This is a genomic window from Pseudomonas sp. CFSAN084952 (genome assembly GCF_009648855.1).
GTDB lineage: Bacteria > Pseudomonadota > Gammaproteobacteria > Pseudomonadales > Pseudomonadaceae > Aquipseudomonas > Aquipseudomonas paracarnis.
In genome coordinates this window covers 2,317,448-2,342,889 of sequence record NZ_CP045767.1, presented here as the reverse complement: position 1 = coordinate 2,342,889, position 25,442 = coordinate 2,317,448, and the positions used below count along the sequence as shown (strand labels likewise).

Here is a 25,442-nt window from a genome sequence, read left to right as displayed (position 1 = left end):
TCAATTAAAATGCGTATATCGCATCACGCTAGCGCGCAAATTCAATCCGGGCCACCAAGCCCGAACCACGCCGAAGGCGAAAGAACGGGTCGAATACACGCTCCAGGTCCGCTTCGGGAATCCCCGGCCCCTCGTCGCTGACCTCAGGCCGGCCCGGCATACAGCCCCGGCGCTCGTTAGCACGCCTGCTCAAACGTCATAATCACAGGGGCATCTGCGTGGTAATCTCCCGGCACCACGAATAGACATTGATCGTCACTTGACGATGACCAAAGCCAGGAAAGACCATGCCCAAGATTTCTCACTCAGCGCTACGCCGTAACTTCCGTGACCTGCTGGCAACGCCCCTGTGCGTTGAAACCGCCTCCGTATTCGACCCCATGTCTGCCCGCATCGCGGCCGACCTGGGGTTTGAAGTGGGAATCCTGGGCGGTTCAGTCGCCTCCCTGCAGGTGCTGGCGGCCCCCGATTTTGCGTTGATTACCCTGAGTGAGTTCGTCGAGCAAGCCACCCGCATCGGCCGTGTGGCCCAGTTGCCCTTCATCGCCGATGCCGACCATGGCTACGGCAACGCCCTGAACGTGATGCGCACCGTCGAAGAACTGGAACGCGCCGGCGTCGCGGCGCTGACCATCGAAGACACCCTCTTGCCCGCGCAATTCGGGCGTAAATCCACGGACCTGATTTCCGTCGAAGAAGGCATCGGCAAGGTCAAGGCCGCGCTGGAGGCACGTGTCGACCCGGCGCTGTCGATCATTGCGCGCACCAATGCCGGCGTGCTGCCCACCAGCGACGTGATTGCGCGGACCAAGGCCTACGAAAAGGCCGGTGCTGACGGCATCTGCATGGTCGGCGTCAAGGACTTCGACCACCTGGAGCAAATCGCGCAGAACCTCAGCGTTCCGCTGATGCTGGTGACCTACGGCAACCCGCAACTGCACGACAGCGAGCGCCTGGCCAGCCTGGGCGTGCGCATCGTGGTGGCCGGGCATGGCGCCTACTTCGCCGCGATCAAGGCCACTTACGACAGCCTGCGTGCCCAGCGCCAGCTGACCCACAGCACCTCGAACCTCAGTGCGACGGAGTTGACCCACACCTACACCTTGCCTGAGAGCTATGTGGCGTGGGCCGAAGAGTTCATGGATGTAAAAGAGTAATCAATCACTCACGGCTCAGCCGTTGGCGCATCCCTGCGCTGGCGGCCGGGCCGGGCTGTACCACGCACTGATCCATCGCCACCCACGCACCTTCCTCCGTCGCCATCATCGGCTGCACCGGCCGGCCCGTCTCGCGTTCCACCACCTCGACACTGATGCCCTCCTCGGCGTAATGCCGATTGCCCCACGCCACCAACGCCATCAGCACCATACGAAAGTCTTCGCCTCTGGCCGTCGGCACGTATTCGTAGCGTGGCGGCCGCTCGCTGTAGGCGCGGCGCTCCAGCATCCCCGCTTCTACCAAGCCATTAAGGCGGCGCGTCAGCATGTTGGGCGCGATGCCCAGGCTGCGCGAGAACTCGTCAAAACGGCGCAAGCCGTGCAAGGCGTCGCGCATGATCAGCATGCTCCACCACTCCCCTACCCGTTCAAGGCTACGGGCGATGGGGCATTCGGCACTGATGAGGGATTTGCGCTGCATAAGTATTCCTGTGTGCGAGTACAAACTTGTAGGACACCATGTTACTTTCATGATGATAGTGACGTCCATACGCTGTGTATCCTTCAAGCAACAGGAGTCGATTGAGCATGAGTAAACGTATCGTCGTGACGGGCATGGGCGCGCTGACGCCGCTGGGGTCGAGCGTGGAATCCACTTGGCAGCGCTTGCTGGACGGGCAGTCGGGCATCCGCTGTTTGCCGCAAGAGATGATCGGTGATCTGGCGGTCAGCATCGGCGGCCAGGTGCAAAGTGCGTTGCAAGACCCCGAAGCCGGTTTTGATCCTGATCGACTGTTGGCGGCCAAGGAACAGCGCAAGATGGACCGCTTTATCCTGTTCGCCCTGGCGGCGGCGGATGAAGCCCTGAAGCAGGCCAATTGGGCCCCCAAAACACCTGAGGAGCAGGCGCGCACAGCGACCATCATCGCCTCCGGTGTCGGTGGTTTCCCGGCCATTGCCGATGCGGTGCGCACCACTGACAGCAAGGGCCCGCGTCGTCTGTCGCCCTTCACCATTCCATCGTTTCTGAGCAACATGGCCGCCGGGCATGTGTCGATCAACTATGGCTTGAAAGGCCCGCTGGGTGCGCCAGTAACCGCGTGTGCAGCCGGGGTTCAGGCCATCGGCGACGCAGCGCGAATGATCCGCGCCGGGGAAGTCGACGTCGCGGTATGCGGCGGTGCCGAAGCGGCGATTCATCGCGTCAGCCTGGCCGGTTTCGCCGCAGCGCGAGCGTTGTCCAGCGATTTCAATGCCACCCCGCAGCGCGCTTCGCGCCCCTTCGATCAAGCGCGCGACGGCTTTGTGATGGGCGAAGGCGCCGGCATTCTGGTAATTGAAGAACTGGAGCATGCCCTGGCGCGGGGCGCGCAGCCGATTGCCGAACTGGTGGGCTATGGCACCAGTGCAGACGCCTATCACATGACCGCAGGGCCTGAAGACGGTGACGGTGCGCGCCGGGCAATGACTCAAGCGTTGCGCCAGGCGGGCATCGAGGCATCGCAGGTGCAGTACCTGAATGCCCACGCGACCTCCACGCCTGTGGGCGACAAAGGCGAGCTGGCGGCGATCAGGACGGTATTCGGTACCGGCGGCAGCCCGGCGATCAGCTCGACAAAATCCGCCACCGGCCACTTGCTCGGTGCTGCGGGGGGCATCGAAGCCGTCTTTACCGTGCTTGCCCTGCGTGACCAGATCGCGCCAATGACACTCAACCTGGAAAACCCGGACGCCCTCGCCGACGGCCTGGACATGGTGCGCGATGAGGCGCGTCCCATGCCGATTGAATATGCGCTGTCCAATGGCTTCGGCTTTGGCGGCGTGAACGCCAGCGTACTGTTCCGACGCTGGATATAAGCCGGGGTTTGCCCCTGGGCTGAATTTCACCGACCATGGCGCCTTTCTGTTCCTGCCAACACGAGGTGCCCATGGCCAACCACGACCTGTCCTATACCCCTGACCCGGACGCCGATTCCATCTCCTCCGACGTGATCGGCTTCAACGGCATCCTGGTCTCCACCCAGATTCCCACCCATGCCGATGGCAGCCTGGAGCTGGGCGATATCACCCTGCAAAGCGAGTGCACCCTGCAAGCGCTGAAAGTCGCGCTGGAAAAAGCCGGCAGCTCCATGGACCGGGTCATGCACCTGACCATCTACCTCACCGATATGGCCGACCGCGCGGCGTTCAACGAGGTCTACAAGCGCTTTTTCGCCAAGCCCTGGCCAGTGCGGGCAGCAGTGGGCGTTGCCGCCTTGGCGGTAGAAGGTATGCGGGTGGAAGTGACGGCGATGGCTGCCAAGGCTTGAATCTGTGGCACCGTTAGCGCCGATCTGATCGGAATGTCGAACGCGGTCAAAAAGGTGGGCTTGCCTGCGATAGCGGTGGTGAATGTTCCATCGCCATCGCAGGCAAGCCAGCTCCCACATTGGGGCTTCGTTGCGTTGAGCATTGCGTTTGCTTAACGAACTTGCATTAGGCCCGACAGCCCTGCGGTAGATGCCGCCCAGGCATTTCACAGCTACAATGCGCGCCTCAACCGTGACAAGCCTGACTAAAAAAACTATGTCCTTGCCCAAGCATCACCTGGAATTGCTCAGCCCTGCCCGCGATGTCGCCATTGCGCGCGAGGCTATCCTGCACGGCGCCGACGCCGTTTACATCGGCGGGCCGAGCTTTGGCGCCCGCCATAATGCGTGTAACGAGGTGAGCGATATCGCCCAACTGGTGGAATTCGCCCGCCGTTACCACGCCCGCGTCTTCACCACCATCAACACCATTTTGCATGACAACGAGCTGGAGCCCGCGCGCAAGCTGATCCATCAGCTCTACGATGCCGGTGTGGATGCGCTGATCGTGCAAGACCTGGGCGTGATGGAGCTGGATATTCCGCCGATCGAGTTGCACGCCAGCACCCAGACCGACATCCGCACCCTGGGCCGGGCCAGGTTTCTCGACCAGGCCGGTTTCTCGCAGTTGGTACTGGCCCGCGAGTTGAACCTGCAAGAGATCCGCGCCATTGCCGACGAGACCGATGCCGCCATCGAGTTCTTTATCCACGGCGCCCTGTGCGTGGCGTTCTCCGGGCAGTGCAATATCTCCCACGCGCAAAATGGCCGCAGCGCCAACCGTGGCGATTGCTCCCAGGCCTGCCGCCTGCCCTACACCCTGAAAGATGACCAAGGCCGCGTGGTAGCCTTTGAAAAGCACCTGCTGTCGATGAAAGACAACAATCAGAGCGCCAACCTGCGCGCCCTGGTCGAAGCGGGTGTGCGTTCGTTCAAGATCGAAGGCCGCTACAAGGACATGGGCTATGTGAAGAACATCACCGCCTATTACCGCCAGCGCCTCGACGAGATCCTCGAAGACCGCCCGGACCTGGCCCGCGCTTCCAGCGGGCGTACCGCGCACTTCTTCCTGCCCGACCCGGAAAAAACCTTCCACCGTGGCAGCACCGATTACTTTGTCAGCGACCGCAAGATCGACATCGGCGCGTTTGACACCCCGACCTTTACCGGCCTGCCCGTGGGCACCGTGGAAAAAGCCGGCAAGCGCGACTTGCAGGTGGTCACCCATGAGCCGCTGTCCAACGGCGACGGCCTCAATGTGCTGATCAAGCGTGAAGTGGTGGGTTTTCGCGCCAACATCGCCGAGCCCAAGGGTGAGTTCGAGGAAGACGGTGAAAAGCGCTACCGCTACCGCGTCGAGCCCAACGAAATGCCGGCCGGCCTGCATCAACTGCGCCCCCATCACCCGCTCAATCGCAACCTGGACCACAACTGGCAACAGGCCCTGCTCAAGACCTCGGCCGAGCGCCGTATCGGCTTGTCATGGGTCGCGTGCCTGCGTGAAGAGCAGCTGCAAATCACCGCGACCAGCGAAGAAGGCATCAGCGCCAGCGTCACCCTGCCCGGCCCGTTTGGCGTGGCCAACAAGCCGGAACAGGCGCTGGACACCCTGCGCGACCTGCTCGGCCAACTCGGCACCACCGAGTACCATGCCACCCGCATCGAACTGGATGCGCCGCAGGCGTTCTTCATTCCCAATTCGCAGCTCAAGGCCTTGCGCCGTGAAGTGATCGAAGCACTGACCGCCGCACGCGTCGCCGCGCATCCGCGGGGCGGGCGCAAGGCTGAAACCTCGCCGCCGCCGGTTTACCCTGAGGCGCACCTATCGTTCCTGGCCAACGTCTACAACCAGAAGGCCCGGGACTTCTACCATCGTCACGGCGTGAAGCTGATCGACGCAGCCTTCGAAGCCCACGAAGAAACCGGCGAAGTGCCGGTGATGATCACCAAGCACTGCCTGCGTTTCTCGTTCAACCTGTGCCCTAAACAGGCCAAGGGTGTGACCGGGGTAAAGACCAAGGTGGCGCCGATGCAATTGATCCACGGTGACGAAGTGCTGACCCTGAAGTTCGACTGCAAACCCTGCGAGATGCATGTGGTGGGCAAGATCAAGGGGCATATCCTCGGCCTGCCGCAGCCTGGCAGCGCGGTGGAGCATTTCAACCCGGAAAACCTCATCTATCAGGGCACGCACTAACCCTCATCTGTAGGAGCGAGCTTGCTCGCGAAAAGCTCGAGGACGCCGCGTTTCAACCCGATGCGCTGCGTCATCGTTAGCCTTCTTCGCGAGCAAGCTCGCGCCTACCGAGGTTGCGGGGCCACCACCAGCCCCGCTGCAACCCTGCCGCTGCCAGCAGAATCGCCGCCACACCCAGCCATTGCAGCCACCCCAGGCGATGCCCGAACGCAATCCAATCCACAAAGATCGCCGCAATCGGGTAGATGAACGACAGTGCGCCGGTAATGGCCGTCGGCAGTTTCTGGATCGCGCCATACAGCAGTACATACATCAAACCCGTGTGCACCACCCCCAAGGTGACCAAGGCCGCCCACGTCGTGGTGGATGCCGGCAGGCCATTCCAGGGCACCAGCGGCGCCAGCAATAGCGCGCCAGTGGCCACCTGGATCAATGCCATCAAATGCGGCGGTACTTCCTTGAGGCGCTTGATGATCAACGCCGCGACCGCATACAAAAATGCCGCGCCCAGGGCCAGCGCGATGCCTACCAGGTAATCTCCTCCACCCGTTTGCTCGCCATGGGCGGTAACAATCGCCAACATGCCCAGGAACGCCACGCTCAACCACGCCAGTTTCTGCACGGTGATTTTTTCACCGAGAAACACCGCCGCCAGCATTACCAGAATAAACGGCTGCACGTTGTACACCGCGGTGCTGATCGCGATGGAGGCACGGGAGTAGGATTCGAACAGCAGCAACCAGTTGCCGACAATGGCCACACCGCTGAGCACGGCCAGCCCCAGTTTTGCCCAACTGAGCAGGTCCAGGCGCAGGTAACCCAGCCAGGCGCACACCAGCACCAGCGTCAGCGCACCGATCACGCAGCGCCAGAACACCACCTCGATCACCGACACGCCAGACACCAGCACAAACCAGCCAATGCTGCCCGAGATCAGCATGGCGGCGACCATTTCCCACGACCCGCGACGGATGGATGAATCCATGATTGAGGCTCCTCAAGTGAGGCTCCAGTATGGCAATCTGTCGGCGACGGCTACAGCGACTAAAAAAGGCAAAAGCCCGAAATCACCTTTTCTTATTAGGCACAGACCATGATCGACACCATCGACCAGCAATTGATCGCCGCTTTGATGGACGACTCGCGGTTGTCCCTCAAGGCCCTGGCAGGCATCACCGGGCTGTCGTCACCCAGCGTCAGCGAACGTCTGCGGCGCCTGGAAGAACGCGGCGTGCTGACCCACTACACCGTCGACATCGACCCCAAACACTTCGGTTACCTGCTGCAAGCCATCGTGCGCATCCGCCCCCTGCCCGGCAAACTGCAGGAAGTGGAGCGCCAGATCCAGGCGATCCCTGAGTTCACCGAATGCGACAAGGTCACCGGCGAGGACTGCTTTATCGCCCGCCTGCATGTGCGCACCATGGATCAGTTGGACAGCCTGCTGGACCGGATCAATGGGTATGCCGAAACCAATACTGCGATTGTGAAGAAAACCCCGGTGAAACGGCGCTTGCCGCCGCTGGGGGCTCGCTGAGGTGTCATGCCAAGGGAGTGTCATGACCAAACACAGTCAAATGTGGGAGCGGGCTTGCTCGCGAATACAGGGTGTCAGACACCGACTCTGTTGACGGGTATACCGCATTCGCGGGCAAGCCCGCTCCCACAGAATGCCACTTCAACCCGGTGATTGTTTGAACCCGCACTTGGCCACCGCCCTCCAACCTGAATGAACCACGGCCGGGTGCACGCACTATGACTTTCATTCTATGGTTGGCCGTATTGGGCGCGGTGCTGCTCACCCTCGCCCTCACGTCCTCCTACCTGCGCTGGATGCCGGTCACCACTTCGGCGGTGTGCCTGTTGCTCGGCATCGCCATCGGCCCCCTCGGTGTGGACCTGCTGCACCTGGACATCAAGGGGTCGGCGCGCTGGATGGAGCACCTGACCGAAGTGGCAGTGCTGTTTTCGCTGTTTGTCAGCGGCCTTAAATTGCGCCTGCCGCTCAAGCATCGCACCTGGCGCATCGCCTTCGGCCTGGCCGGCCCGGTCATGCTGTTGACCATCCTCGGCACCGGGCTGTTGCTGCATTACCTGCTTGATCTGTCGTGGGGGGTGTCTTTGTTGGTGGGCGCGATCCTGGCGCCGACCGATCCGGTGCTGGCGGGCCTGGTTCAGGTCAACAATGCCCAGGACTACGACGCGCTGCGCTTCGGTCTGTCCGGCGAAGCGGGGCTGAACGATGGCAGCGCCTTTCCGTTTGTGATCTTCGGCTTGCTGTTCATGCAACACGGCGGCTTCGATGGCGACTGGGTCGGCGGTTGGGTGCTGAAAAACCTGGTATGGGCGGTGCCGGTCGGGCTATTGATCGGCTACTGGATGGGCCGAGGTATCGGCCGTGTGACGTTGCGCCTGCGCCTGATCAATGCCGACAGCACCCTCTCGCCCAATGATTACCTGACACTGGCATTGATCGCCCTTGCCTATGTGACCGCCGAAGCCGTGGGCGGCTATGGCTTCCTGTCGGTATTCGCGGCGGGCCTGGGGTTGCGTCAGGCCGAGGTGAAGTCCACCGGCAACGCCCAGACACCCGCCGAGCACCTGGCGCAACCGGTGGTGGGCCACCTCGAAATCGAGCCCGAGCAAGCCTTGCACGGCGACGTCAGCCAGTTGAAGGACACCCAGATCGCGGCAGGCGTGATGATGGGTGACATGCTGGCCTTCGGCAGCCTGGTGGAGCGGGCCATGGAGGTGTTCCTGGTGACCGTCTTGGGCATCGTGCTGGTCAGCCACTGGGAGTGGGCCGCGTTGGCGGTGGCGCCGTTACTGTTCTGTGTGATTCGCCCCGCCAGTGTATTCGCCATGCCTTGGGGCCGCCTGCTGGACCATCGCCAACGCAGCCTGGTCAGTTGGTTCGGCATCCGTGGGATCGGCAGCATTTACTACCTGTTCTATGCGCTCAACCACGGTCTGGTGGGCACCAGCAGTGCGGTGGCGGTCAACCTGACGTTGTCGGTCATCGCATTGAGCATCCTGGCCCATGGCCTGACTACCCAGCCCATGCTGGCATGGTATGAGCGTCAGGCTGCGCAAAAAAATTGAATCCTGCACCACGCCGGGGTTTCAAACAGCCAAGACCCACACTGCGAGTCAGCTAATGAAAAAGATCGCCCAACGATTGCTTGAGGAACGCCAACGCCTGGGATATTCGCAGCAATACCTGGCGCAGGCAGGCGGCGTGACCACACGCGAGCAACGTCAATATGAACTGGGCGAAGACCTGCCCCATGCCAACTACCTGGCAGCTCTGGCCGAGCATGGGGTGGATGTGGTGTATGTGATCACTGGCAAGCGCAGCACGGTGGTCAATATCAGCCGCGATCAGGCGCAGACGCTGATCGATAACCGCGTGGTGGGCCAGGAGGTGTCGCTGGACGGCGGGGCCGAGGAAGACGTCTACTTCAAGCTCAGCAATCCCTCGGGCCCGCCGCCGGATCAGTCCTGATTTTCAGTGTTGCCAACGTCCGCCGCTTCATCCAGGTCGTTCAGCGGCACCTCGGCATCGTCCATCAACGAACCCGGGTCTTCATTGCCGGGATCGTTGAGTTCATCGTCCAGTTCTTTTGACATGTGCGTCTCCTCTAACCGCCTTGGGTATCGATATCGGCATCGGTTTCAGGCTTGTGCTCGCGCTCGGGCTTGAAGTCTGGACTGTAGTCGTTTTCCTTGGCCTTCGGGTCGCTCGCAGGCGTTGGATCCTTGGGAGCATCGGCGGCGGTGCCAGGGGCAGGCTCGCCGCCGTCGATGGCGGGGTCGTTGCGATTGTGGGTCTGGGGATCTTTAGGCTGGGGCATGAGGCACCTCTTTGCAGGCCGGTGAAAAATCTGAACCGCATAGAGCTAAGGCGTCACGGCCACGGCTGAAGTTCCGTCCGCGTGGTCAGCGCAGTGGATTGTCCACCTGGATATAGAACGCATAGATGCCCAACACCAGCCAGAACACCATGAACAACCACGGCGCACGCATGGAAAACAACAACGACTTGCGATAGCCCTTGTGGCTCGACTCCACTTCGGAAAACAGGGGCGACTCATCGTAGGCCATGCCCATCACTGGCTCGCTGCGCAGCAATTCGCTTTGCTTGTAGTGCCAGTGGTCGATGATTTCATACGCCGCACGGATACCGGGCCAGGCATTCAGCGAACTGAGAATACCCAGCGAAACCAGGAAGATCGGCACCACCAGCGTGAACAGCTTGCCCCATTCCGGGTTGAGGTTGCCCATGCCGGAGACAAAGGCAATCACCAGGAAGGATTGCGCGGTCAGGTAGGCGTCGGTGCGGTTGGCCAGGATGCTGGTTTCGTACTGGATCTCGCGCCGGTAAAAGTCGAGGCGGTCCTTGGGCGAGCCGAATATCTTTGCGTTGTGTTCGCTGTGGTCGTTCAGGGCCGCTTCCGGAGTGTGGGGGGAGATGATTCTGGACACGACGGTGCTCCACAAGGTGACGAAACTCCTTAGAAGAATCGGGGCTCGATGAAGTTCAAGTGGGTTGGCGCACCAATCTGAAACACGCCGCGCCCCATTGTGGTGAGCCCCCTCCTGTGGCGAGCGAGCTTGCTCGCGCTGGAGTGCGCAGCGCTCCCGCTTTTATTGGGGCCGCTGCGCAGCCCGGCGCGAGCAAGCTCGCTCGCCACAGGTTATTGATGCCTAGTTCGCATTCCGGCACAGGCATTGCTTTATCCATTCACCATCCCGAAAACAGGAGCATGCGTTACCCCCCGACCCAGAGCCGCCCCCATAAGAAAGTAAGGACCAGGTCTGTTGGCACCTTCAGCCACGGGCTCATAAAAACATGCGTTTTTTTAAGCGGCAGTGCCACCCAAAGCCACACTGGGCACTGACAAGGTACTGGAATGGCTCGATCTTTCTTTGATGAAATGAATGACGCAAACGGCGTATGCCGTGCGCATTATCAGGACTTCTCTCGCTGGCTGGCCCACACGCCGCCGGAACTGCTGGCCCAGCGTCGCCGTGAAGCTGATTTGCTGTTCCATCGCGCCGGGATCACCTTCACCCTGTATGGCGACGAGCAAGACACCGAACGCCTGATCCCCTTCGACATCATTCCCCGCAGCATCCCCGCCAGTGAGTGGAGCCTGATCGAACGCGGCTGTATCCAACGGGTCAACGCGCTGAACCTGTTTTTGGCCGACATCTACCACGACCAGCGCATTATCAAGGCCGGGATCATTCCCGCCGATCAGGTCCTGGGCAATGAGGGCTATCAGAAAGCCATGGTCGGTCTCGACCTGCACCGCGGCATCTATTCGCACATCTCGGGCGTCGACCTGGTGCGCGACGGCGACGGTACCTACTACGTGCTGGAAGACAATCTGCGCACCCCCAGCGGCGTGAGCTACATGCTCGAAGACCGCAAGATGATGATGCGCCTGTTCCCGGAAGTGTTCGCCAAGCAGCGCATTGCCCCGGTGGACCACTACCCCAACCTCTTGCTCAAGACCCTCAAGAGCGCCAGCCGCCTCGATAACCCGAATGTGGTGGTGTTGACCCCTGGGCGCTTCAACAGCGCTTTCTTCGAACACGCCTTCCTTGCCCGGGAAATGGGCGTGGAACTGGTGGAAGGCGCCGACCTGTTCGTGCAGGACCTCAAGGTGTTCATGCGCACCACCGACGGCCCCAAGGCCGTGGACGTGATCTACCGACGCATCGACGATGCTTTCCTCGACCCCCAGGCGTTCAATCCCGAGTCGATGCTCGGCGTGCCGGGGCTGGTGGCGGCTTACTGCGCCGGCAATGTGGTGCTGGCCAATGCCATCGGCACCGGGGTGGCTGACGACAAGTCGATCTACCCCTACGTACCCGCGATGATCCGCTTCTACCTGGACGAGGAACCGGTCCTGCAGAACGTGCCGACCTTCCAATGCCGCAAGCCCGATGAGCTGTCCCATGTGCTGGCCAACCTGGAGCAGTTGGTGGTCAAGGAAACCCAGGGCTCCGGCGGCTACGGCATGCTGGTGGGCCCGGCGTCGACGGCCGCCGAGATCGAAGACTTCCGCCAGCGCATCAAGGCCCGCCCCCATGCCTATATCGCTCAACCCACCTTGAGCCTGTCCACCTGCCCGACCTTTGTCGAAAACGGCATCGCGCCCCGGCACATCGACTTGCGACCCTTCGTGCTCTCGGGCAAGGAAACCCGCCTGGTGCCCGGTGGCTTGACCCGCGTGGCGCTGAAGGAAGGCTCGCTGGTCGTCAACTCGTCGCAAGGCGGTGGAACCAAGGACACCTGGGTGGTGGAGGGCTGAGTATGCTGAGTAGAACAGCTGCAGATCTGTATTGGATGTCGCGTTACCTGGAGCGCGCCGAGAACCTGGCACGCATGCTGGAAGTCAGTTATTCGTTGTCCTTGATGCCCCAGGCCGGGCGCAGCGATGGCCTGGATGAACTGGCGATGTCGTTGCTCAGCAGCGGCACCCTGGACAGCTACCTGGAGCGGCACCAGACCCTGGATGCCGAACGCATGTTGCACTTCTTTGCGCTCGACGCGCAAAACCCCGCGAGCATCTACAACTGCCTGCGTGCCGCCCGAGGCAATGCCCATGCGGTACGCGGGCGCATCACCGCCGACATGTGGGAAAACCTCAACGCCACCTGGCTGGAAATGCGCAGCATCGCCGCCGGTGGCCTGGCACGGCATGGCATCAGCCACTTCTGTGATTGGGTCAAGCAACGCTCGCACCTGTTTCGGGGCGCAACCTCGGGCACCATCATGCGCAATGACGCGTACCGCTTCATTCGCCTGGGCACCTTTGTCGAACGTGCTGACAACACCTTGCGCCTGCTGGATGCGCGCTATGAGATGTTCGGCGAGGAGTCGGAAGAAGTCAGCGACGTATCGGCACGCGGTTATTACCAGTGGAGCGCCCTGCTGCGCGCGTTGTCGTCGTTCGAGGCCTATACCGAGCTGTATCCGAATGCCTTGAATGCACGCTCGGTGTCAGAGTTGCTGCTGTTGCGCAGCGATGTGCCGCGTTCGCTGCATGCCTGCATCGAGGAGTTGAGCCATATCCTGGCCGACCTGCCCGGCAGTTACGGGCGCACGGCGCAACGCCTGGCGGCGGAGTTCGAGGCGCGGCTGCGGTACACGGGGATTGATGAGATTCTGGAAGATGGGCTGCACACTCGGCTGACAGAATTCATCGACACCGTGCGTGAGTTGGCCCGGGAGATACAGAGCTCCTACCTGGAAGTGGTGTAGCCCAAACCTGTAGGAGCGAGCTTGCTCGCTCCTACAGGGGCTTGATCGCCCACCAACGCGGCAACAACTGCTGCACCCGCGATTCGCTAAAACGGTCATCGATCAGCATCACCACCCCGCGATCCTGCTGGCTGCGGATCACCCTCCCCGCTGCCTGCACAACTTTCTGAATACCGGGATACAGGTAGGTGTAGTCATACCCCGCGCCGAAAACAGCGCCCATACGTGCCTTGATCTGCTCATTCACCGGGTTGAGCTGCGGTAAACCCAGGGTGGCGATAAACGCACCGATCAGGCGCGCTCCGGGCAGGTCGATACCTTCGCCAAACGCACCGCCCAGCACCGCAAAGCCAATGCCCTGGCTGTGGTGGGTGAACTGCTCCAAAAAGGCTTGGCGCTCGGCCTCGGCCATGCCCCGCGCCTGCAACCACAACGCAATCTGCGGGTGCCGTTCGGCCATTAACTGGGCCACCTGTTGCAGGTAATCGAAGCTTGAGAAAAACGCCAGGTAGTTACCCGGTTGCGCAGCGAATTGCCGCGCGAGCAGTTCCACGATAGGTTCCAGCGACGCCTGGCGATGCACAAACCGCGTAGAGATGCGGTCAACGATGCTGACCTGCAATTGCTCGGCCTTGAACGGTGATGCCACATCAACCCAGGCGGTATCCGCCGGCAGGCCCAGCAAGTCCGCGTAATAATGGCGCGGGCTCAAGGTCGCGGAAAACAGCACACTGCTGCGCGCGGCGGTCAGCCTGGGCCGGATGAACTCGGCCGGCACCACGTTGCGCAGGCACAGGGTCGAGCTGCTGCGCTTGCCGCTGAACGAGCGCTTGGTGATATCGAAGATAAAGTGCTCATTGAACAGCTCGGCCACTTTGGCCCATTGCAGCGCGTCGAAGTAGAAGGCTTGCAGGTCACCGCTGAGGGCTTCGGGGTGGTCGTTGAAGTAGTCGCCCATGGCGCTGGTGCACAGGCTCAGGGCCTGGAGCAGTTTGTCAGGTTTGGCGGCGTACGCCTGATACGGTGCGAGTTGGTCCTTGTGCAAGGCATTCCACTCACGGTTCAAGCGCTGCAAGGGTTTGTTCAGGGGCTCGGGCGCGTTATCGCGCAAGATCTTGAGGCTGTACTGGTCCAGGCTAGCGCTGTACATCGAGCGCGCGCGTTCGACCAGGTTGTGCGCCTCGTCCACCAGCACCGCGACACGCCACTGGTTGAGCTGGGCCAGGCCGAACAGCATGGCGCCAAAGTCGAAGTAATAGTTGTAGTCGGCGACGATCAGGTCGCTCCAGCGCGCCATTTCCTGGCTCAGGTAGTACGGGCATACCTGATGGGCCAGCGCCACGTTGCGCAGGCTTTGTTGATCGAGCAGGCGCACCTTGGACGCGGCCTGGCGGGCGGCAGGCAGGCGGTCATAAAAGCCCTTGGCCAATGGGCAGGAATCGCCGTGGCAGGCTTTGTCCAAGTGTTCGCACGCCTTGTCCCGGGCCACCAGTTCAAGCACACGCGGTGACAGCTCGGGGCTGCTGTCGTACAGCACCTGGGCGGCATCCAGCGCCAGCTTGCGCCCGGGCGTCTTGGCGGTGAGGAAGAACAGCTTGTCCAGTTGCTGCGGCGCCAGGGCCTTGAGCAGCGGGAAGATGGTGCCGATGGTCTTGCCAATACCCGTGGGCGCCTGGGCCATCAGGCACCGGCCCGTAGTCACCGCTTTGTAGACCGACTCGGCCAAGTCGCGCTGCCCGGTACGGAAGTCGACATGGGGAAACGCCAGGCTCTGCGCGCCAGCGTTGCGTGCCGCACGGTGCTGCATCTCCTGCCGGGCCCAGTCCAGGAACAGCGCGCATTGCTGATTGAAGAACTGCTCAAGGTCGGGTGCATCGAACCGCTGGTTCAGCACGGTTTCGCCTTCGCCGACGATGTCGAAGTACACCAGCGCCAGGTCGATATGATCGAGCCCGAGTTTCTGGCACATCAGCCAGCCATACACCTTGACCTGGGCCCAGTGCAGTTGCCGATGGTTGGCGGGCTGGGCAGCGAGGTCGCCACGGTAGGTTTTGACTTCTTCCAGGCGGTTGGCGTCCGGGTCGTAGCCGTCCGCCCTGCCCCGCACCTTGAGCTGCTGGTAATCGCCCTCCAGGGTGACCTCGTGCTGATAGTGCGCGCTGCGCCGGGATGCCACCGTGCGATGGCCGACGATGCCTTCCTGGGCGCTGGGCGACGGCGTAAAGCGCAGGTCGAGGTCACCGACCTTGGCCGTGAACTCACACAGCGCCCGCACGGCCACGCTGTAACTCAAGCGGGTTGCTCCGCCCAACGCACGTAGCAGACGGTGACCGGCATCTGGTACTCGCCGCAGAACGCCAGCCAACGCAACTGGTTGTCTTGCAGGCGGTCGCCGGGCCCCTTGACCTCGATCATGCGATAGGTGTTTTGCGCCGGCCAGAACTGGATGAGGTCCGGCATCCCGGCCCGGTTGGCACGGATATCCTGCAACAGGCGCGTGAACCAATGGCGCAAATGCTCGGCGGGCAGGCAGGCCAGGGCTTGCTCCAGCAGGTCTTCGCTCAGCAGGTTCCAGAACACAAAGGGCGACTGGATGCCCCATTTATCCACGTAGCGTTGGCGGATGCTTGCCTTGTAGCGACCGTCCTCCAGTTGCGCAAAGCACGCGGCAAACAAGGCTTCTCGGCGTTGATAAAAGTCCTCGCTGTGCAGGTCCGCCGGCCCGCGCTGGAACGGGTGGAAGAACGCCCCCGGCAGCGGCGCAAAAATCGCCTCCCAGCACAGCAAGCCAAACAGCGAATTGATCAGGCCATTCTCGACGTAATGCACCGGTGCATCCGGTTCGCTCAAGTGCGCCAGCACGCAGGATTCCACCGACAGCAGCGGTTCCTGCACCAGCGAAAGGTCCAGGCGTGCCACCGCTTGGGGCTTGGCCCTGGGCAGCGCCGGCCCGCCGAGTTTGCGCCGCAGGCGCGGCACTACGCGAAGCAGGTGTTGGTGTTCCGCTGCGCTGTGTGGGGCCTGTTGCGCCTCGGTCGCCAGGGCCATGGCTTGGGCGTAATCCTCCTGACGTTCCAGTACGCGGATCAGCCGCGCCCGCGCGCCGGGATGAGTGCAATTGCGGTAGATCTGTTCGGCCAGTGCCAGCTCGGCGCACCGTTCGCAATACTGGCCGATCTGGAACAGCAGCTTGGCACGACGCTTTTCCAGCCACGGGTTGTCGGTACACAACGTGGCGACCTGCGCCAACACCGTATCCAGTGCCTCACCGGCTTCAAAGGCTTGCTGGCACTGGTGCAGGAATAAAAACCCATGCACGTCGTCACGGCTGCGTAAACCACGAGACTCGGCGCAGAACTCGACTTTTTCATAGGTATAGATGCCCAGATCTGCCAACACGAATTCCGACCAGTCCTGGTGCAGGTTGCCGAAGAACATCAGGCGCAGGCGATCACACAACTCCATCACTGTCAGGCTATACAGCACATCGCCCACGTCGGGACACCACTGGGCAAAGCTGCGCGGTTCGGTAAATTGCGCCGCCAAGGGTTCAAGCCAGTCGGCCTTGTTGCCCTTGGGTTGGTCGATCCAGGGCCTGAAGGCGCCGAGCAATTCACTTTTTTGCAGCAGGGCGAACAGGGTGGCAAACGGCAGCGGGCTTTGATCCTCCACCCACCCCAACTCACGCAGTGGCCCCGCCGCCGCATGAGGACAACCGATTTCCAGGTAATGGAGCTTGGTGGCGCGAAAATGCACGCCCTTGCGCATCACCATCCGCACCAACAACGCCTGGGACGCCAGAGGCAACCTGTCAAATTGCTGAATGAAATGCTGTTCGTGCGCATCGAGCAAATCGGCATAGCGCTGCCCCAACCAAACCAGCACTTGGCGGAAGTTATGCAGGTAATACAAGGGATCTTCGAGGGGGTTGGCCATGGCGCAGAGCAATCAAATACTGGTTATGCATACAGAGTGCCGGGGCAAAGCGGTTGTTGCAATCAGTAATAGATAAATGGCGCCTGCAACTTTTTGCAAAAAAACAATCTGATGAGGGGGTTGATCAAGTAATATTTATGGCCGCGCAGCCAGACGCTGCGGGACTTTTCAGGGTTAAAGGTAAGGGTTATGAACATGAAGAATTTGGGTCTGCCACTGGTTGCACTCACTTTTCTGGTATTGGCCGGTTGCTCCACGCAAACCGTGGTGACCTTGCAGAACGGCACGCAGTATTTGACCAAGGACACGCCCAACGCCAAGACCGCCGACGGCTTCTACGAGTTCACCGATATTGCCGGCAAGCGTATTCGTATCAAGGCCGATGATGTGGCCACGGTGCGTAAGGAAAAGTGATCTTCTAGCAACACCCCATCAAATGTGGGAGCTGGCTTGCCTGCGATAGCGATTTGTCAGTCACCGCATGGCTGTCTCGACCGCCGCCATCGCAGGCAAGCAAGCTCCCACACCGAATACGTTAGCTGATGACTATCCCCTCCCCCGACAGACTGCTCACACCCACCAGCGTCACCGAATCCGTACCAAAGCTAATGACGGTATCCGCGCCCACCACCTTGACGTGATCGCGGTAATCGGTGCTGCCCGCCACGTCGTTGAACACCAGCTTGTCCGTCGTCTGGTAGCCAATCACCCGGTCATTGCCAAACTGCCCGCTAAACAAAAACGTGTTATGCCCGCTGCTGTCACGGATGGTGTCATTGCCCTTGCCACCTTCGATAAAGTCCGCGCCCCTGCCGCCTTTGATCAAGTCGTCGCCGTCACTGCCAATGATGAAGGTATTGCCCTTGTGCGCCTCGGCATTGCGGTTGAGGTCTTGCACCCAGGTGGTGGCCCGTGCCGGATCGGACAGGTTGGCGACGATCACCGTCGAGTCGCGGGTCATCTGTTCGTAGAAGCCCGAGTCGAGGATGCGGGTCATGCCGTCGCCGTAACCGGTGGGCAAGTGCGAGACCCAGGTGGGCAGGTTGAGGATGGAAAATGGCAGCAGGTTCCACAGGGATGAAGCGTAGTGGTCGTTGAAGCTGACGATGTTGTCGGTGCTCGACTCGTGGGGCTTGTCGTGCACGCCCAGGGACGACAGGTTGAATGACGAGCCATCCAGGGCGCGGAACACCGGGTCGTTTTCATAGCCGACGTTAAGCACCTTGTCGCCGGCGCTCTGGGTCGGCGATGCGTAGGCCACGTAGTTGGAGTCCTTATAGAACCCCGACCAGCTGTTGTCGCTCAAGTCGGCCATGCTGTTGACCGCGAGGCCCCCAAGGCTGTGGCCGCTGACCACCACGTCATTGCCGCCCAGGCCCTGGGCGCTGGCGTAGTCCGCCACGTTCTTGAGCAAGCCGCCAAAGGCTTCCCCCGCGTAGTTCTTGGCATAATCCTTGGGCCCGAAGGCGGCGAGCAGGTCGCTGATCACATCGCCGATGGAGTCGGTGATCACGCTTTCCCGAGGCCCCGAAGTGCCGCGAAAACTGATGCCGATTTCCTGCAGCTTGCCCGCATCATCGTACTTGCCCAGCACCTCGGCCTGCGCCGTGCCGTAGCCGAATTTTTCGCCAAAGAAGGTGCCGCGCGCATCGACCTTGCCGCTGTAGCCCAGGGTACTGGCGCTGATAGGCTTCCAGCCGGCTGCTTGCACCGCCTCCAGGGCGGCTTTTTCCGAGTCGGGGTTCCAGGGGATCCCGGGGATGACCCCTTGGGCATTGCTGCCGCCAATCAGCGCGCTGACCAGGGTGGCAGGCAAGCCCAGCCCGAGGCCGTTGTTCTGGTAACCGACGGCAAAGCCGTTATCCAGGTTGTGGTAGGAATACAGCGTGATCGCCATGGCATCGGCGAACAACGCCTTGGAGTCCTCGGTACCGAGGTTTTTATAGTCAAAGATACCCATTGGTAGTGCCTCTCTGTTGTTGGATTTGTAGAGAAAGCCAAAACACCTGTTATCCGTTACCACCTGTAGGAGCGAGCTTGTGTGGCGAGGGAGCTTGCTCCCGCTGGGCTGCGCTGCGGCCCCAAAAACTTGCGGGCGCTGCGCACCCGAGCGGGAGCAAGCTCCCTCGCCACAACCCACTGCATCTGGCCTTTAGAACGCCCAGTCCAGGCTCAAGCCGACGCCGTGCACCTTCTCCTTGCTGGCCAGCAGGCCGTTGTAATCGAAGTTCACCCGCGCATCCTTGCTCAATGCCAGGCTGACCCGTGCTCCGACCAACGCGGCATCGCGCACCATTGGCGCACTTTCCACCGTGAACGACGGGCCGCCCGAGGCAAACGCCAGGTGCTGCTCCGAATCGGTGCTGCTCAGGTTGTGCTGCCAGCCCAGGGTGCCGGAGACTTCCAGTTGCTGATGGTCGTTGATATTGAAGGTCTTCAAGGCACGCATACCCAGGGTGCTGAGCACCAGGTCACGGCTGTCGTCGCCACTTCTCAGCGCGGCGGCGTCGCCCTTCTCTTTGAAGCTGTCAGTGTCCAGGTGCACGTAGGCCAGATTGGCGAACGGCTCCAGGGCCAGCGGTTGCAGGTTGATACGGTACGCCGCCTCCGTGAATACCTGGGTGCTGTGGGCATCGACCTTGGCTTTTTGCTTGCCGCTGACGTCGCCGTATTGCAGGTCGCGTTTGACATCGGCGCGGTGCCAGCTGTAGGTCGCGCCGCCACTCAGGCGCCAGGCGCCGATTTCATGCCCGGCATAGGCGCCGAAATGATAGCTGTCGACCGAGGCGCGGCTGTGGGTGCCGCTGCCCATGTTCAGCGACGTGTCGCTGTAGCCGGCCACCAGGCCGATGCGTGTGGCCTCATCGAGGGCGCCGTCCACACCGGCGAGCATGCCGCCGATAGAGGTGGTGTAGCCCGCCGTGTCGTTGCGGCTGTCGGTCTTGCCCCATGCACCCAGTGCCTTGACCCACACGTTGCCACGGCTGTCGATGGCTTGGCTGGTAGCGCCCATCTCGCCATTGCGCAGGCGTTCGCCCACCGCTTCGCGTACGTAGCGGCTGTCATTGACCAGTGCGGTTTCCAGCGCCGGGTATACCTCCCCGCTCAGTTGCTGGAACGCGCCTTGAGCCGAAGCGGCCGTGGGTGCCAGCAGCAAGCTTTCATACACGCCATTGCCTGCGCCCAATTGCTCGGCGGCGGCGGCCACGGCGCGCTGGTTCGGCGTAGCCGCCACGCTGGCGAAGCTGTTAGTGCGTGCCACATCCAGCTGCACACCGTTGGCGGCGTAGTTCAAGGTGCCGCCGACAAACAGGTAATTGGGCACCACTGCCGCGAAGCTACCGGTGACGCCGCCTGCCGCTTGCAGGATGTTGTACTGACGGCCGATCAGGCTTTGGGCCTGGGTGGCGCTCAGCAAGGTCGGGCTGTTTTCCAGGGCAAGAGTCACGGTGCCGCCGTTGAGGGTGGCCGTGCCGCCGGCGACGATGCGATCGCTGCTGGTGGGCGACAGTTCTACCGCGTAGGTCGAACCCGGTTCAAAGTTGACGTTGCCCGCCACGTTCAAGGTGCCGATGGAATTGCCCGGCGCCACGGTGCCGCCGCTTTTCGCGCTCAGCGAACCGATACGCCCCGAACCACCGACCACACCGCTCTGGCTGACGGTAACGTCGGAGGTGACCGAACCGTTGATTGCCAGCAAGCCCTGGTTGACCAGCGTCGGCCCGCTGTAAGTATTGGCGCCGGTGAGCACCAAGGTACCGATGCCTTGCTTGGTCAGGCCGCCATGGCCCGAGATGTCGTTGCTCCACACATCCCGCCCGCAGTGCAGGTCATCGCACACACGCTGGGTGGGTTTGCCGGCATCCACCACCGCGCCGACACCCGGCAGGTCCGCGACGAACTGGCCGCTGCCGTAGGCGCCGTCGATACGGAACTCGGCCGGGATATCCTCAGCGGTGATAAACATCCCGGGGCCGTTGACCGCCTTGCCCAGGTTGATCATGCCCCAGCCATACAGCGAATCGATGCCCGGCGCGCCGAGGTCGGTGGCGGTGGTCTTGAGCACGGTGGAGATCTGGTCGCCGCTCATGTATTGGAAGCGCTCCATCAGCACCGCTGCGGCGCCTGCCACGTGAGGTGCGGCCATGGAGGTGCCATTTTTGTTGGCCCAGTCGGTGGTGAGGTTGCTCAGGTCGGTACCGTTGATGATCGAACTGTAGATCTTGGTGCCGGGTGCCGACACGCAAAAGCTCGCCGCATAGCCACAACGCGAGGAGAAAGTACTGATCACATACGGATCGGGGCTTGCCGTATTCGGGTTCTGCTGGAGGGCCGCGACGGACAGCCAGTTAGGCGCGATCTCTGGCACAAAATACGCAAGGCCGGAAATCGCATCCGGGTTGTTGAGGTTGTAGTCATTGCCTGCAGCAAAGATGGTCAGCACACCGCTACGGGCCGCGTCGATGGCGCCTTGGTACGCGCCACCTGCTAGGGTGCCAAGGATCGGCCTGATGGTATTGAACTGCGCCTGGGCTTCGTTGACGGTGAAATTGGGGAACGCCGGATCGCGGCCGCCCTTGGCGTACTGATCACCGATGCCGATGCCCCAGCTGTTGTTGATGATACGCGCGCCACTGGCGACCAGCCCATCCCAGCCGGCCTTGTACACGGCGCCGTCGTTGCCGAGGATGATCCCGTCTTCCGGGCCCGGGTCACCGTTTTCGGCGGTGAGGATTTGTGCGTTGAACGCCACGCCGTGCATCGGCCCGCCATCGCGGTTACCGGCCGCAATGCCGCCGACATGGGTGCCGTGGTTACCCAGCTTGCCGTTGGAGTCCTTGGACGGCGTGCCGTCGTAGCGGAACGCGTCGCCGGCCTTCACTGGGATATACGGGTCGGTGTATTGGCGAATGCCCTCGGTGACAATCGTCACCACCTTGTCGGGGCTGGCAAACTCCGGGTGCTGGGCGTACACCGGCTGGTCGAAGATCCCCAGCTTGACGCCCTTGCCGGTATAGCCAGCCGCATAGGCGGTGTCGGCGTGCACGGCGCCCAGGCCCCAGTCGGCCTTGAACTCATTGCTGCGCCAGCTGGCGGCGTCGCCCAGTTTGCCGGTTTCCACATAGGGTGCAGCCTGGGCGGTCCCCAGGCTTGCCAGGCAACACAGCAACGCGCCGTATGGCACGCAGCTCAGCGCCTTGAGCGGATAGCCCGGGCCTGTGTGGATGGCGGTAGTTAACCCTGACTTGCTTTTTTTCACGGTGACCTTCCTTAGTTTTCTTATTGCACGTGTGTAAATCACTTTCTCCAGAACACCGCCGCTGATCATTCCCACGCTCCGCGTGGAAATGCGGCCCCGGACGCTCTGCGTCCCAAAGCGTGACGCGGAGCGTCACAGGAGGCGTTACCACGCGGAGCGTGGGAACGATCAGCGGAGCGTGGGAACGATCAGCGGAGCGTGGGAACGATCAGGTTCGCGGTGTCTTCAGAACTGCCAGTTCAGGCTCAAGCCCACGCCCTGGGTTTTCGCGCGCCCACCCAGCTGGCCGTTGTAATCCAGGTTGACCCGCGTCGACGCATTCAACGCCAGGCTGGCCTGCACGCCCACCAGGGCAGCGTCGCGCAGCAATGGCGCACTGCGCACCGCAAATGAAGGCCCGCCGGCGACAAACGCCAGGTGTTCCTCTGACTCCACCGCCGTCAGGCTGTGTTGCCAGCCCAACGAACCGGACAGGTCCAGTTGCTGGTGGTCATTGAGGGCCAGGGTTTTCAGGGCGCGCACACCGAGGGTGCTGAGCACCGCATCACGCCGGTCGCTGCCGCGTTCCAGGGCAGCGGCATCACCTTTTTCGTGGAAGGACTCGCTGTTCAGATGCACATAGGCCAGGTTGGCGAACGGCTCCAGGGCCACCGCTTGCAGGCGGATGCGGTACGCGGCTTCGGTGAAGACCTGCGCCGTGGTCGCGTCCAGCTTGGTTTTTTGCTTGCCGCTGACATCCCCCCATTGCAGGTCGCGCTTCACGTCGCCGCGATGCCAACTGTAGGCACCGCCGACGCTCAGGCGCCAGTCACCCAGCTCGCGCCCGGCGTACGCGCCAAAGTGGTAGCTGTCGATGGACGCCGATGAATGGGTACCGCTGCCCATGTTCAAGGAGCTGTCGCTGTAGCCGGCAACCACACCCACGCGGGTCTGCTCATCCAGCGCGCCGTCCACACCCGCCAACAGGCCGCCGATGGAGGTGGTGGACCCCGCCGTTTCAGTGCGGCTATCAGTCTTGCCCCAGGCGCCCAGTGCTTTGAACCACAGGTTGCTTTCACCGGCCACTGGCACATGGCGCAGGCGCTCGCCCACGGCATTACGCAGTTGCAGGCTGTCGTTGATCAACATCGCACCCACGGCGGGGTAGATTTCCCCGGACAGTTGTTGCAAGCCCTGCTGGGCCACGGCAACCGATTGCGACTGCAGCAGGCTTTCATACACCGGGTTGCCGGCGCCCAATTGCTCGGCGGCAGCCGCAACGTTTCGCTGGTTGCGGGTCGCGCCGACGCTGGCGAAGCTGGCGTCGTTGCGCCCCACGTTCAGTTGCACGGCATTGGCGGCGTAGTCGAGGGTGCCACCGAGGAACAGGTAGTTGGGCAGCACTTGCCCGAACTGGCCCTGAATGCCACCCGCCGCCTCGAGAATCGAGTACTGCCGGCCAATCAGGCTGTGGGCCTGGCTCTGGCTGAGCAAGGTCGGGCTGTTTTCCAGCGCCAGCGTGACGGTGCCGCCGCCAAGAATCGCCTGGCCACCGGCGACAATGCGGTCACTGCTGGTGGGCGTCAGCTCCACGGCATAGGTCGAGCCGGCGCCGAGGTTTACGCCCCCTGCCACTTGCAAGGTGCCCACGGAATTGCCCGGCGCCACACGGCCGCCGTTGTTTACCGACAACGCGGCGATACGCCCGGAACCGCCGAGGGTGCCGCTGTCATTGACCGTCACTGCCGAAGTCAGCGAGCCATTGACGGCCAACAGTCCGCCGTTGACCAGGGTCGCACCGCGATAGGTGCTGTCGCCGCTGAGCACCAGACTGCCGGCACCGGCCTTGATCAGGCTGCCCTCGTACACACGCTGGGCCGCCGCTTGGTCGCGGGCACTGCCGATGGCGTAATCAGTCTGGTCCTGCTGGCTGGCAGAGGCACCCACGCCGTTTTGCCAACCCTTGTCGATCAGGGTTTGCTGCCAGGCCGTGTGCTCGGCGCGGTCCTCGGCCTGGCGCTGGATGAGCGCCTGGTCGGAGATGCCGTTGCTCCACACATCGCCCTGCCCGGCGGCCAGGTTGACCTCCATGGGCCCGAGCAGTTGCCCAGGACCGTGCATCGCCCGGCCCAGGTCAGGCACGCCCCAGCCGACAATGGCGTTGGGCGCCTGGGTGATCGAGCCGTCGAGCTGCGTGGCGGTGGTCAGCAGCACCTGCAAGGCTTGCTCGTTGGTCATGTAGGGATAACGTTCCATCACCAGCGCCAACGCGCCGGTGGCATGGGGCGCTGACATCGAGGTGCCGGACTTCACCCCATACCCCCCGTCAGGAATGGTGCTGTTGATCAGCGCGCCGGGGGTAGAAATACACCAGTACTTGGCGACGCCGCATTTGTTGTATTTCTGGTTATTGGCCTTATCCAACCCCGACACGGCCAGCCAGTGGCCTTCCAGTTCCGGCTGGAAATACGGCAAGGCCGAGCGCACGCTGGCGTTGGCATAGCCGCTGTTGCCGGCGCTGAACACGTTGATCACACCGGCCTTGGCCACGTCCGCGGCCGCGTCCAGCCAGGTGCCACGGTTGTAATGCTGGGCGTACGCCGCATGCATGTTGTCCAGGGTCTGGTAGCTGACGTCCTTGGGCTGGCTGCCCCAGCTGTTGTTGATGGCGCGCACGCCGGAGTCCACCAAAGCGGTGTACACGGTCTTGAAGTATTTGGGGTCTGGCGTGGGGCCGAACAGGAAGCTGTCGTTAGCGTTGGTGTTGCCCACATAGACTTGCGCGTTGTACGCAACCCCATGCATGCCCACGCCGTCGCGAGCGGCGCCCATGGTGCCGGTGACGTGGGTGCCGTGGGAATCATTGTTCGGGTTGAGCGCGCCCGTGGTGCTGAAGGCGCTGCCATCGACATAGGTGCCCGTGGCGGTGACCGGGTGGAAACGGTCTTTGGAGGCTTCCGGGTGATTGGTATCGAACCCTGAGTCCAGCGCACCGATTTTCACGCCTTGGCCGCTGATCCCGGCGGCGTAGGCTTCATCGGCCTTCATGCGGCCCAGTCCCCAGTCGCTCTGGTACTCGGCGGAGCGCCAGCTGGCGGGGTTACCCGGTTGGCCGGTCTCGGTGTATTGCGCCTGTGCCGCAACGGACAGCAAGAGCAAGGAACCTGCGGTGAAGGGTTTGAAACGTGGTGAATCGGTGATCATGTGCACACTCCCTATTATTGTTATTCCCTGCCCTGTGGCGAGGGAGCTTGCTCCCGCTGGAGTGCGAAGCGCTCCCTAAAAAAGC

20 protein-coding genes and 1 pseudogene are annotated in these 25,442 nt (G+C 62.2%); 10 read left to right on the top strand and 11 right to left on the bottom strand.

All coding sequences use genetic code 11. The annotated features are described in order from the left end of the window. Positions 1-28: 28 nt before the first annotated feature. Positions 29-145: pseudogene (locus GH769_RS29410) on the bottom strand (ATP-binding protein); the annotation flags it as partial. Positions 146-287: 142 nt separating this feature from the next. On the opposite strand from GH769_RS29410, the gene GH769_RS10590 reads away from it, so the two are divergent. After that, on the top strand, positions 288-1,157 hold the full coding sequence (locus tag GH769_RS10590) for an oxaloacetate decarboxylase (protein ID WP_019820071.1): 870 nt from the start codon (positions 288-290) through the stop codon (positions 1,155-1,157). Positions 1,158-1,161: 4 nt separating this feature from the next. Here GH769_RS10590 and GH769_RS10585 read toward each other — a convergent pair whose 3' ends face one another. Beyond that, positions 1,162-1,638, bottom strand: coding sequence for a helix-turn-helix domain-containing protein (locus GH769_RS10585; protein WP_032873990.1), 477 nt, complete (start codon positions 1,636-1,638; stop codon positions 1,162-1,164). A gap of 107 nt (positions 1,639-1,745) precedes the next feature. Here GH769_RS10585 and fabF point away from each other — a divergent pair, with 107 nt between their 5' ends. The 3 genes from fabF (at position 1,746) to GH769_RS10570 (ending at position 5,702) form a co-directional block, all read left to right on the top strand. Then, positions 1,746-3,014: a beta-ketoacyl-ACP synthase II gene (gene fabF / locus GH769_RS10580; RefSeq protein ID WP_019820073.1), complete on the top strand. Its 1,269-nt coding sequence runs from the start codon at positions 1,746-1,748 to the stop codon at positions 3,012-3,014. A gap of 71 nt (positions 3,015-3,085) precedes the next feature. Beyond that, entirely contained in the window at positions 3,086-3,466 is a 381-nt protein-coding gene (locus tag GH769_RS10575) for a RidA family protein (RefSeq protein WP_014718423.1), read from the top strand. 256 nt (positions 3,467-3,722) lie between these two features. Further along, positions 3,723-5,702, top strand: coding sequence for a U32 family peptidase (locus GH769_RS10570; protein WP_014718422.1), 1,980 nt, complete (start codon positions 3,723-3,725; stop codon positions 5,700-5,702). Between the two features lie 76 nt (positions 5,703-5,778). On the opposite strand, the gene GH769_RS10565 is transcribed toward GH769_RS10570, so the two are convergent. Next, the gene (locus tag GH769_RS10565; protein WP_032903427.1) at positions 5,779-6,687 is read right to left on the bottom strand and encodes a DMT family transporter; all 909 of its coding nucleotides are present in this window, start codon (positions 6,685-6,687) and stop codon (positions 5,779-5,781) included. Between the two features lie 108 nt (positions 6,688-6,795). On the opposite strand from GH769_RS10565, the gene GH769_RS10560 reads away from it, so the two are divergent. The 3 genes from GH769_RS10560 to GH769_RS10550 all read left to right on the top strand — a co-directional run bounded on the left by GH769_RS10560 (position 6,796) and on the right by GH769_RS10550 (position 9,207). Continuing rightward, positions 6,796-7,239, top strand: coding sequence for an Lrp/AsnC family transcriptional regulator (locus GH769_RS10560; protein WP_014718420.1), 444 nt, complete (start codon positions 6,796-6,798; stop codon positions 7,237-7,239). 218 nt (positions 7,240-7,457) lie between these two features. Further along, the gene (locus GH769_RS10555) at positions 7,458-8,804 is read left to right on the top strand and encodes a sodium:proton antiporter (RefSeq protein ID WP_019820078.1); all 1,347 of its coding nucleotides are present in this window, start codon (positions 7,458-7,460) and stop codon (positions 8,802-8,804) included. 55 nt (positions 8,805-8,859) lie between these two features. After that, complete coding sequence (locus GH769_RS10550) at positions 8,860-9,207, top strand: helix-turn-helix domain-containing protein (RefSeq protein ID WP_014718418.1); 348 nt, start codon at positions 8,860-8,862, stop codon at positions 9,205-9,207. Here the strand turns inward: GH769_RS10550 and GH769_RS29065 are convergent. The 3 genes from GH769_RS29065 to GH769_RS10540 form a co-directional block, all read right to left on the bottom strand. Continuing rightward, the gene (locus GH769_RS29065) at positions 9,198-9,332 is read right to left on the bottom strand and encodes a hypothetical protein (protein ID WP_014718417.1); all 135 of its coding nucleotides are present in this window, start codon (positions 9,330-9,332) and stop codon (positions 9,198-9,200) included. The two genes, GH769_RS10550 and GH769_RS29065, sit on opposite strands and share 10 nt — an antisense overlap. 11 nt (positions 9,333-9,343) lie before the next feature. Next, positions 9,344-9,556: a hypothetical protein gene (locus tag GH769_RS10545; protein ID WP_014718416.1), complete on the bottom strand. Its 213-nt coding sequence runs from the start codon at positions 9,554-9,556 to the stop codon at positions 9,344-9,346. Between the two features lie 85 nt (positions 9,557-9,641). After that, on the bottom strand, positions 9,642-10,187 hold the full coding sequence (locus GH769_RS10540; protein WP_014718415.1) for a hypothetical protein: 546 nt from the start codon (positions 10,185-10,187) through the stop codon (positions 9,642-9,644). A 428-nt stretch (positions 10,188-10,615) separates the two neighbouring features. On the opposite strand from GH769_RS10540, the gene GH769_RS10535 reads away from it, so the two are divergent. Next, positions 10,616-12,025, top strand: coding sequence for a circularly permuted type 2 ATP-grasp protein (locus GH769_RS10535; protein ID WP_014718414.1), 1,410 nt, complete (start codon positions 10,616-10,618; stop codon positions 12,023-12,025). A gap of 2 nt (positions 12,026-12,027) precedes the next feature. Next, complete coding sequence (locus tag GH769_RS10530; RefSeq protein ID WP_014718413.1) at positions 12,028-12,978, top strand: alpha-E domain-containing protein; 951 nt, start codon at positions 12,028-12,030, stop codon at positions 12,976-12,978. A gap of 31 nt (positions 12,979-13,009) precedes the next feature. On the opposite strand, the gene GH769_RS10525 is transcribed toward GH769_RS10530, so the two are convergent. After that, positions 13,010-15,271, bottom strand: a complete 2,262-nt coding sequence (locus GH769_RS10525) for an ATP-dependent DNA helicase (RefSeq protein WP_032903426.1) — start codon at positions 15,269-15,271, stop codon at positions 13,010-13,012. After that, complete coding sequence (locus GH769_RS10520) at positions 15,268-16,914, bottom strand: VRR-NUC domain-containing protein (RefSeq protein ID WP_032903425.1); 1,647 nt, start codon at positions 16,912-16,914, stop codon at positions 15,268-15,270. The genes GH769_RS10525 and GH769_RS10520 overlap by 4 nt, the downstream gene beginning before the upstream one ends. 189 nt (positions 16,915-17,103) lie before the next feature. Between GH769_RS10520 and GH769_RS10515 the strand changes: the two genes are divergently transcribed. Continuing rightward, positions 17,104-17,328 (top strand): YgdI/YgdR family lipoprotein, encoded by a 225-nt coding sequence (locus GH769_RS10515; protein ID WP_003191162.1) that lies wholly within the window; start codon positions 17,104-17,106, stop codon positions 17,326-17,328. Positions 17,329-17,449: 121 nt separating this feature from the next. Here the strand turns inward: GH769_RS10515 and GH769_RS10510 are convergent, their stop codons facing one another. The 3 genes from GH769_RS10510 to GH769_RS10500 all read right to left on the bottom strand — a co-directional run bounded on the left by GH769_RS10510 (position 17,450) and on the right by GH769_RS10500 (position 25,357). Continuing rightward, positions 17,450-18,874: a lipase gene (locus GH769_RS10510; protein WP_032903424.1), complete on the bottom strand. Its 1,425-nt coding sequence runs from the start codon at positions 18,872-18,874 to the stop codon at positions 17,450-17,452. Positions 18,875-19,066: 192 nt separating this feature from the next. Beyond that, complete coding sequence (locus GH769_RS10505) at positions 19,067-22,174, bottom strand: autotransporter domain-containing protein (RefSeq protein ID WP_019820082.1); 3,108 nt, start codon at positions 22,172-22,174, stop codon at positions 19,067-19,069. 225 nt (positions 22,175-22,399) lie between these two features. Next, positions 22,400-25,357 (bottom strand): autotransporter serine protease, encoded by a 2,958-nt coding sequence (locus GH769_RS10500; RefSeq protein ID WP_032903423.1) that lies wholly within the window; start codon positions 25,355-25,357, stop codon positions 22,400-22,402. Positions 25,358-25,442: the final 85 nt, after the last annotated feature.

What these genes read in the sequence shown, in the direction of transcription:
- fabF (WP_019820073.1), top strand. Translation starts at nt 1,746, where the DNA reads ATGAGTAAACGTATCGTCGTGACGGGCATGGGCGCGCTGACGCCGCTG.
- GH769_RS10555 (WP_019820078.1), top strand. Translation starts at nt 7,458, where the DNA reads ATGACTTTCATTCTATGGTTGGCCGTATTGGGCGCGGTGCTGCTCACC.
- GH769_RS10545 (WP_014718416.1), bottom strand. Translation starts at nt 9,556, where the DNA reads ATGCCCCAGCCTAAAGATCCCCAGACCCACAATCGCAACGACCCCGCC.
- GH769_RS10585 (WP_032873990.1), bottom strand. Translation starts at nt 1,638, where the DNA reads ATGCAGCGCAAATCCCTCATCAGTGCCGAATGCCCCATCGCCCGTAGC.
- GH769_RS10500 (WP_032903423.1), bottom strand. Translation starts at nt 25,357, where the DNA reads ATGATCACCGATTCACCACGTTTCAAACCCTTCACCGCAGGTTCCTTG.
- GH769_RS10535 (WP_014718414.1), top strand. Translation starts at nt 10,616, where the DNA reads ATGGCTCGATCTTTCTTTGATGAAATGAATGACGCAAACGGCGTATGC.
- GH769_RS10570 (WP_014718422.1), top strand. Translation starts at nt 3,723, where the DNA reads ATGTCCTTGCCCAAGCATCACCTGGAATTGCTCAGCCCTGCCCGCGAT.
- GH769_RS29065 (WP_014718417.1), bottom strand. Translation starts at nt 9,332, where the DNA reads ATGTCAAAAGAACTGGACGATGAACTCAACGATCCCGGCAATGAAGAC.
- GH769_RS10565 (WP_032903427.1), bottom strand. Translation starts at nt 6,687, where the DNA reads ATGGATTCATCCATCCGTCGCGGGTCGTGGGAAATGGTCGCCGCCATG.
- GH769_RS10510 (WP_032903424.1), bottom strand. Translation starts at nt 18,874, where the DNA reads ATGGGTATCTTTGACTATAAAAACCTCGGTACCGAGGACTCCAAGGCG.
- GH769_RS10575 (WP_014718423.1), top strand. Translation starts at nt 3,086, where the DNA reads ATGGCCAACCACGACCTGTCCTATACCCCTGACCCGGACGCCGATTCC.
- GH769_RS10530 (WP_014718413.1), top strand. Translation starts at nt 12,028, where the DNA reads ATGCTGAGTAGAACAGCTGCAGATCTGTATTGGATGTCGCGTTACCTG.
- GH769_RS10520 (WP_032903425.1), bottom strand. Translation starts at nt 16,914, where the DNA reads ATGGCCAACCCCCTCGAAGATCCCTTGTATTACCTGCATAACTTCCGC.
- GH769_RS10515 (WP_003191162.1), top strand. Translation starts at nt 17,104, where the DNA reads ATGAACATGAAGAATTTGGGTCTGCCACTGGTTGCACTCACTTTTCTG.
- GH769_RS10590 (WP_019820071.1), top strand. Translation starts at nt 288, where the DNA reads ATGCCCAAGATTTCTCACTCAGCGCTACGCCGTAACTTCCGTGACCTG.
- GH769_RS10550 (WP_014718418.1), top strand. Translation starts at nt 8,860, where the DNA reads ATGAAAAAGATCGCCCAACGATTGCTTGAGGAACGCCAACGCCTGGGA.
- GH769_RS10560 (WP_014718420.1), top strand. Translation starts at nt 6,796, where the DNA reads ATGATCGACACCATCGACCAGCAATTGATCGCCGCTTTGATGGACGAC.